Origin of the sequence: Comamonas testosteroni (assembly GCF_000761245.1) — a bacterium.
Classification (GTDB): Bacteria; Pseudomonadota; Gammaproteobacteria; order Burkholderiales; family Burkholderiaceae_C; genus Comamonas; species Comamonas testosteroni_C.
This window is the reverse complement of record NZ_AWOR01000064.1, coordinates 26,121-34,573: the sequence shown is the minus strand read 5'-3', so window position 1 is coordinate 34,573 and position 8,453 is coordinate 26,121. Positions and strand designations below refer to the sequence as shown.

Annotated in this window: 6 protein-coding genes; 3 read left to right on the top strand and 3 right to left on the bottom strand. The window is 52.9% G+C overall.

All coding sequences use genetic code 11. From position 1 onward, the window contains the following. The coding region (locus P353_RS28450; RefSeq protein ID WP_157839632.1) for a BapA/Bap/LapF family prefix-like domain-containing protein at positions 1-930 on the bottom strand (930 nt) is incomplete at its 3' end. Between the two features lie 363 nt (positions 931-1,293). Here P353_RS28450 and P353_RS28445 point away from each other — a divergent pair. Both P353_RS28445 and P353_RS18445 read left to right on the top strand, forming a co-directional pair. Then, positions 1,294-2,124 carry a helix-turn-helix domain-containing protein gene (locus P353_RS28445; RefSeq protein ID WP_080750613.1) on the top strand — a complete coding sequence of 277 codons (831 nt, stop codon included), beginning with the start codon at positions 1,294-1,296 and terminating at the stop codon, positions 2,122-2,124. A 164-nt stretch (positions 2,125-2,288) separates the two neighbouring features. Further along, the gene (locus tag P353_RS18445) at positions 2,289-4,424 is read left to right on the top strand and encodes a sensor histidine kinase (protein WP_232776693.1); all 2,136 of its coding nucleotides are present in this window, start codon (positions 2,289-2,291) and stop codon (positions 4,422-4,424) included. A gap of 149 nt (positions 4,425-4,573) precedes the next feature. Here the strand turns inward: P353_RS18445 and P353_RS28440 are convergent, their stop codons facing one another. Then, entirely contained in the window at positions 4,574-5,398 is an 825-nt protein-coding gene (locus tag P353_RS28440; protein WP_080750612.1) for an MBL fold metallo-hydrolase, read from the bottom strand. 373 nt (positions 5,399-5,771) lie between these two features. On the opposite strand from P353_RS28440, the gene P353_RS28435 reads away from it, so the two are divergent. Further along, positions 5,772-6,467: a helix-turn-helix domain-containing protein gene (locus P353_RS28435; RefSeq protein WP_232776691.1), complete on the top strand. Its 696-nt coding sequence runs from the start codon at positions 5,772-5,774 to the stop codon at positions 6,465-6,467. Between the two features lie 706 nt (positions 6,468-7,173). Here the strand turns inward: P353_RS28435 and P353_RS18430 are convergent. Further along, the gene (locus tag P353_RS18430; protein WP_034372706.1) at positions 7,174-8,397 is read right to left on the bottom strand and encodes an IscS subfamily cysteine desulfurase; all 1,224 of its coding nucleotides are present in this window, start codon (positions 8,395-8,397) and stop codon (positions 7,174-7,176) included. Between the last annotated feature and the right edge of the window lie 56 nt (positions 8,398-8,453).

The window sequence follows — 8,453 nt, the reverse complement described above, 5'->3', positions numbered from 1 at the left end:
CAGTTGGCCGCCCACCAGCTTGACGCTGCCGTCGGCCACGGCCACGGTCTGGCCTTCGGCGATCGCTGTGCCGTTGACCTGCGTGATCTTGACATTGTGGCCTGCGAACTTGTCATTGCCCAACACGTCGACGGAGACTGACTTCCCAAAGCCGGTGCCCTCGATGTCGTCGTACGCATCCTGCTCCGCTCCGATATTGACCGTCACTGTAGTGGTGGTCTTGCCGCCCTTGCCGTCGTCCACGATCACCTCGAAGCTGTCCGTGCCCGGACCGCTCCAGTCCTTGTTGGGCGTGTAGGTGTATTCGCCGGTGTTCCTGTCGATGGACACTGTGCCATGAGCGGGCGGAGTGCCCAATCCGTAGGTCAACGAATCACCATCAGAATCCTTGCCCACAACCTTGCCATTGAAGGGCTGATCTTCGCGCACAGTGACTTTGTAACCGCCATTGCTGAACTCCTGCCCGGGCACGTGACCCTGGGCACCAGGGCTCAGCCCTTCATTGGGATCAACGGGCTTTGGAGGATTGTTGACATTCTTCCCACCTCCACCGCTCCCGCCACTCGACACAGCCAGCCCCCCCAGACCCAGACCCACAAGCCAAGGCAGCCACGCAGCAACAGACTCATTCGATTCGATCTCAGTGAACTCGAAGCCTTCCCAGGCCCCACCATATTGACCCCACCAAAGCACGCCCTGCTGATCTTCCAAGACCAGATCGTTACGTCCTTCCTCTGCATATTCCGCGAAGAATCCGTTCACATAGATTTGCTTTCCATCGACCAAAGTCAGCACCAGATCATTACCGACACGAGTCGATTTGGTGATCTGTTCCGGTGCAACTTTGAGGATGACTGCAGAAGGCTTATCTAAAACCAGGCCTTGCTCTGTAGAGGCGACTTTTCCACCAGACTTGTATACGGCTTCCATGAACTTCTCCTTGATTCCTAACCTTGGCAAAGTTCTGAACCCTCTACCTTGGGGTGCTCAATGCCAAATGCTCGCGAATGCTAGGAGTTAGCGATCTGGAACGCCTTTGGAAAAGCGAACATTCCATCTACCTACCAGACAACAATTCAAAACAAATGTCAATTTCGCTCTCGATAGACATTCGCCCCATCACAGCAATGTTTAAAAACAGGAATTTGCTTTTGAATTTCGGAAAAACTTGTAAACAAACGTCATATTCGGTACATCTACGTGACCTGCAGCTCCAAAACGTAACACACCGTTAAAAATCATCTTCACAATCCATAGTTTTTCAAAATAACCATCTAACTTCGGATTGTTGCCGTGTCTTACTGGTCAACTGCAGGCCCTTCGAGTGAACGAATCCTCGTCATCGACGACAACGTGACTGAACTGAAAATCCTGCTGGAACTGCTTCGAAGTAATGGCTATCGTCTTTCAGTCGCCATGGACGCCATGCAGGGCTATCGCCGTGCCACTACTCAGCAATTTGAACTAATCCTATTGGACGTAAATATGGGCAGCGTAGATGGATTTGCCGCCTGCAGGCTATTGAAGGCAGATCCATCCACAGCAGGCATTCCCGTCATCTTTGTGACTTCTTGTGCCTCCCCCAAAGAGCGTTTAATGGGGTTGCAGTTAGGTGCTGTGGACTACATTCCAAAGCCGTTCGACATCAATGAAGTTTTAGCGCGTGTGGAAATCCACTTGGCTTTGGCGAAACGCCAAGGAATGTCATCTCAAGATGTTCGCGTTTCACCAGAGCCGCAACCGTCAGTCCCTGCTCTTGAGCGAGTAACGGAAACACTGAGCATTGATCACAATTTAACGTTGCTGCGAGCGGCGCAGCAGTTGGTGCTTTCCGATTTGTCCAAGGTTCCTACTCTGCCTGAATTAGCCTCCAAATTAGGCACCAATGAAAAGCGCTTAACACGCGTCTTCCAGGCGCACACGGGCAGCACGGTTTACAAGTTCATCCGGGAGACTCGCCTTCACGAGGCTCAACGCATGCTTGCTAGCTCTGCCATGCATATAGAGGAAGTTGCGGCAGCGGTAGGATTTTCCAGCGCTGCTAATTTCTCATCAGCCTTTCATTCCTATTTTGGGTGTACCCCATCATCTTTTCGGCGCTCATACATGAGTCCAAAACCATGAGGCAATGCACATCGAGCTACGTTCGTCTGCTCTGCAGCATATTCCTATGGTGGGCAATCAATGCGAGCGCACTTGAAACGTCTGCGCCCCCTCGAATTCAGATCAGCGATGTAGCTCTCGGCCTCCCGGTCCTGGACAACACTGTTGAGGTCTGGGAGCGAGGTATGGCAAACGAAGCACCACTACAGGTGGCAGCCCTTCCTAGCAATGAGATTGACGGATTCCATACCGTTACAGCCAAGGCGCTTGAAGGGCGATTCGATATGACACATCTGTGGCTCAGGCTGGCACTGCACAACGATCTAAACACCCCTCAATCAGTGCAACTGGCTTTGGGGGTTAGTTGGCTACAACACGTGACTTTTTATGTTGTACGCATGCAGGAAGGTCAAGTTCGCGCAAGTCGAACCCTGGCAGGAATCAGTGACCCTAACGAGTCGCTCAATCGAGTACCTCAGATCGCCATAAATCTCGCGCCAGGAGAGAAGGTGCGCATACTTGTTCACGTCAATAGTCACGCGTCAAGTAAGTTGAAAGTCGCACTGCATACAGTAGATCAATGGCATAGGGTGGAGCGTGACTATGCGTTGTTCAGCGGACTTCTGATTGGCAGCATACTGGTGTTCGTAGTCTATTCTGCGGCGCTCTGGAGAATTCTGCGATCTCCCTTGATGGGATGGCAAACACTGGGGCTGTTGCTGACCGCACTCTATGAAGTTACCTACCGTGGCTATGCACAAACAATACTTTGGCCCAGCAGTACAGAATGGGGCTACCGAGCTCATCACGTTTTGGTTGCAGGCATCGTGCTGAGCATATTGCTATATCTGCGTGCGCGATTAGAAAAAACCCAGAACTATCTACCCTCAGCAGGAGTAATCCTGCTCAAGGTCGTTGCCTTCTTAGAAAGCATTGTTCTCATCGGTGCTTTATTTGGGCCTTATGACTGGTTTGCCCCAACTGGCATCATCCTTGCGCCACTGAGTCTGCTAGCAATTCTGGCTTGCACATACATCTATCATCGTAGTGGAGGGCCTGGCAGCCTAACAGCTTTGCTGCTCGTATCTGTCTTGGCATGCTGTGCATTGCTGCGCGCCGTCGCTCTCTTGATACCTAACATCGCACTGGTTCAGCTCTTCGAGCAATATGCGCTTGTACTACCCGCCTTGACGGTCGGTCTGTTCGTCATCACCAGCTGGGCCTATCAGCATTCCCACCAACGTCACCAGGCACAGCGCACATTGCTCCAATGGCAAAGCCAGCAGCAAGAGCGCCTTGAACATGAGGTCAAGTACAAAACTCGCGCTCTTAAAGAGGCTCTGGAACAAGCTGAGCAACGTTCGTTGGAGCAAAAGGAGCTGCTCGCCTATGTCAGTCATGATTTGCGAGCGCCAGTCTCCGCGATCATTGGTTATCTACAACTGATGCACCAGTCCCCGAGCAAAGTTGACATAGATAAATTGGCCGCAGTTGAAAGAAGCGCTACTTATCAATTGGCATTGATCGACGAATTGGTGGACTATGCCAAAGATGAGTTGCAGCCTCCTTTAGCATTGAATGAGCAGTTGATAAATCTAAACTCTCTGCTGGATGAACTCACCAAGTACGCTCATGCGCTGGCCCATCGTCAACGCAATAAGTTCTCACTGCAAATACGGAGCATGCTGCCCGTGCATATCTACTTGGACGGCAAGCGCCTGCAACAGGCTGTACTCAATCTCTTGTCCAACGCCGCGAAATTTACATTCGACGGAAGCATTGACCTGAAGCTGCAAGGTAAGTACGTTGGCCGAGACAAATGGCATCTTCGCTTTGAGGTTAGCGACAGTGGCTCCGGCATGGAGCCGGAAGTGCTCGCCAGAATTCAAAAATCGCTGACGGCTAGTCGCACTCAGGCAAAACGAGGACTGGGGCTACTGATCGCACAACGCATCATTGAGAAGATGACCGGCCATCTATCTATTGATAGCCATCTAGGGCGTGGTACCAACGCAGTTTTTTTTCTAATGGTCAAACAGGTATCGGATAGTCCTCTCTTCCAAGCGTTGATGCCTCCACCCACATCTGATAAACACAGTGAGCACAAGACCATGCAGAAACTGGAGGCTCTTCAGGAGGAGCAGAAGTACGAATTGGAGCAGCTTGCAAGGCGGGGGAACTGGAGCGATTTGCACGCCTGGATTGATGCCATAGACAACGGCACAGACTACCAAGGCTTGGTCAGTGCGGTCAGGCATGCACTGGATGAATTGGATTTTGAGAAAATCGGCAATATTGCACGCACTGCTCCATTGCGGTGATTGAACAGCGATTCTTCATAAAAGCGGCTTGTCTTCCAGGAAGCTGATACCCCCATAGTCTTTCTATGCCCCTAGAGACGGTCTTTCCTGCACAGTTTCAAGCGGCCATACATGGAACTTCTCGCGTCACACGCGTGTGACACCTTCTCTCAGGAGGTGCCCTTGCTAGCCAATGGCGGCAAGACTGACTTGTAGCGACGGCACTGCCCATCTTCAGGCACCCATACTCGATCAGCGACGCCCTCATCTTGAGCGAGAGCTCGCACTTCCTCTCGCGTGACTGGGCAATGGTCCAGCGCTTCAAGATGATTCACCACCAGCTCGCCAGGCCAGCAACTTGCAGCTTCCATTACATCCTTGGCATCCATAAGGATTTCCCCTCCCAGATCGAAGCGTGCTCCGCCTGCAGGCAGGATGGCGATATCGGGTCTCAGCCTATGCAGGCAGTCACTTACCGCTGGAGTAAGCAAAGTGTCGCCGGCCACATAGACACTAGGTTCGCCAGGCAATTCCAGCAGATAGCCGTGACCATGCTCCATGAATCGCCCGACCCACCCCTTCCCATGTACACAGAGGATTGGGGTAATGTGACCACCGAGACTCCACAACTGACGCTCATGACCGCTCAACGACTCTGCATTGAGGCCCCTCTGGCAAAGGTACTCCGCGTCACGAGGCATGCAGAACACAGGGACCCTTCTCTCACGTAGAAAGCGCTTACCGATGCGATCCAGGTGATCGAAGTGTCCGCGCTGGCAATGGGTAATCAGCGCATGCGTAACTCGTTCAAGCACGGCCTCTGAATTCGCAGGAAGCTCGACGATTGGATTGCGCTGCCGCCCACGCCCCAGATAACGCAACCCGGGCAGACTTCCGCGAGGGGCGAGCATTGGGTCGACAAGCAGACCAATGGCCCTGCCTTGGGCCTCAAACTCTAGAACGATAGTGGCATTACGTAGCTGGGTGATCTGCATGAAAAACTCGGAGGTGGAGGAAATGCCTCATTCTTCCGATATGCCTCTGCATGGAAAATGGCAAGACTAGTCAGTTAATTACCAATTCATGCCAGATTCCACATCTCAAATGGAACCATTCCGCCTTGCATTGCTGCTGTATCCCGAATGCATGCCGGCCGGCCTATTTTCTGTAGCGGACATGGTGCGAGCCGCTAACCTGCGCGCCAGGCGCATGGTGTGCGACGTGATCTGGGCAGGAGTAGATACAACGCCAGTCACAACCTGGCAAGGACCATCGATAGCTCCGAAGACCTGCCTACATGCTGTGCGCGCGGACGCAGTGGTGGTACCAGGCCTGTGGCTATCGTCTGCAAGTGACCTGCAAGCCCCATTGCAGAAACTGGCTCCGGTGATCCGAGCATTGCGGGAATTGCCCAAGGAAACCCAGGTGTGGAGCTATTGCGCAGGAGTTCTGCCAGTTGCTGCGAGCGGGAGATTGCATGGGCAACGTGCAACGGCAACGTGGTGGCTGCGGGAGTCATTGCAAACCAGCTTTCCACGCGTTGAATGGAGCTTTGATGAGCCAATGATCATCAGCGAAGGCTCGTTGACGGCTGCCGGCGCTCACGGATATCTGCCGCTCGTGCAGCACATGTTGACCAAGAGGCTAGACCCCACTGAGCTTCGCGATCTACAAAATCTACTAATGCTGCCACGCCCGGCAGTGTTGCATGCCTCATTTGCCAATCTGGAACTCATTACTCTGACTGATGAGTCTCTACGTCATGCACAGGTGATTGTGCAACGCAGCCCTGCAGGCGAGTTGCGCTTGCCGGCGCTTGCTGCTCAATTGCATATCTCTCCACGAACATTGGCTCGGCGAGTGCATGAGCATACGGGTCTGGCAGCAGCTCAGTGGATGCGACGCATCAAACTGCGCCAAGTGGCCGAAGTGCTATGTGAAACCCAACAGCCGCTCAAACGCATTGTCGATAACCTTGGCTTCGCCAGCGAGGCGAGCCTCATCCGGGCATTCAGACAAGCTACTGGCATGACGCCTGTGGCGTATCGTACGGCCCACGGCTGAATGTCCACTCCGATTGAACTGGTCACGGCCGACCAGTCCGCTGGCTGTGACCGACTGCGTTCCAGCACTTGCGCGCAACCTGAATTTCGACTCAGCGACTGCTTGCGTTTGTGTGACGCATGTGGATCGCTTAGGAAACCTCTGCATAAATCCCGCACACATGTGCTTGCACATGCGTGCCAATTGCAGCTGCATCCCGGCGCATGCAGCAATCTGATCTGGGCCAGAACCTCTTCACCAAGAGCCGCTCACACTCACCATCCATGAAGCATGCACAGATGATTGCGACAGCCGATCTCAGCAACACTTCGGGCATCCAGCCGCTTTTCAAAGCCAGCGTGCCGAGTTGCTGCTCTCGGCTCCTCGCCTGGCAATCCTGCAGGCGATACCGCACTACCTCAAGCAGACACGGCAGCGCCTGTTGTCGTAACCTTTTTCGACGTGAAGCCTTACCATTTTTTTGCGTGACCGCCCCGACAGATCTGCAACGACTGCATTGCATCCAGATACTTCTCGAACGTCATGGAGTCGGCCTACCGACACCACTTCTGGCTTGTGTGAATTAGCTTTACAGCAAGCCAGTCACCGCAGTGGTTTCGAAGGGATCGTGCCTAGTGTGTCAGGGCTGCCCATGGTGACGTCAAAACACCGTTTGAATCAAGCCGCCTACTTTCAAATGCTTGGACAGACTTGTTTTCGCCCACATTTAGTGAGCAGCCCATTCAATTTTGGAAAGATCAACACCTTCCAAATGCATTTCCCACAAAGGACTCATGTCGCGAAGTTTGGCAACCTTCTCTTTAAGCAAGTTGACAGCAAAGTCAATCTCGGCCTCCGTTGTGAATCGCCCCAAAGAGAAGCGAATGGAGCTGTGAGCCAACTCGTCATTTCGCCCCATTGCGCGCAAAACATAAGAAGGCTCCAATGAAGCGGAAGTACACGCAGAGCCCGAAGACACGGCTAGGTCGCGAACTGCCATGATCAACGACTCGCCTTCAACATAGTTAAAGCTGACGTTAAGAATGTTGGGAACGCGCGACTCCGAAGATCCATTCACATAGATCTCCTCAATGGTCTGCAGGCCTTTCCACAGTCGATCACGTAGCTCTTGAAGTCGAGGAGCTTCACTTGCCATCTCAAGCTTAGCGATCCGGAAGGCCTCTCCCATCCCAACAATTTGGTGGGTGGGCAGCGTACCGGAGCGCATCCCTCTCTCATGCCCTCCTCCGTGGATCTGTGCTTCCAATCGAACGCGGGGCTTGCGTCTTACATAGAGTGCCCCGACCCCCTTTGGGCCGTACAGCTTATGAGCAGTCACCGTCAGAAGATCCGCGTAGATCTCATCAACGTTGACTGGAATTTTCCCTGCAGCTTGAACTGCATCGCAATGAAAAACAATTTTGCGTTCACGGCATGCCTTGCCAATTTCCGCAACGGGCTGAACCACACCCGTTTCATTGTTAGCCATCATGATGGACACAAGCGTGGTGTCAGGGCGTATCGCCTCAAGAACTTGCTCCAACGTAACAAGACCATCTTGGTTGACGGGCAAGTAGGTTGTCGTGAAGCCTTGGCGTTCCAAATCTCTGAAGGTGTCGAGAACAGCCTTGTGCTCCGTTGCCTGGGTGATGATGTGCTTGCCCTTTTCCTTCAAGAAGTTTGCAGCACCTTTGATTGCCAGGTTGTTGCCCTCGGTTGCACCCGAGGTCCAGACAATCTCACGCGGGTCAGCACCCAAGAGCTCAGCGACAAATCCCCGTGCTTCCTCAACAGCACTCTCTGCATCCCATCCATAAGAATGGCTTCGGGAGGCAGGGTTTCCGAAGATGCTGCAAAAATAGGGTTCCATCGCATCAAAAACGCGTCGATCAACAGGCGTCGTAGCGCTGTAGTCCAGGTACACCGGCAAGCGTGAAGGAGTAGTCGTCATGATCAAGAATCTTTCAAGGTTTTTCATTACAAAAAAAGCTTTTATAGTAAGCTAAA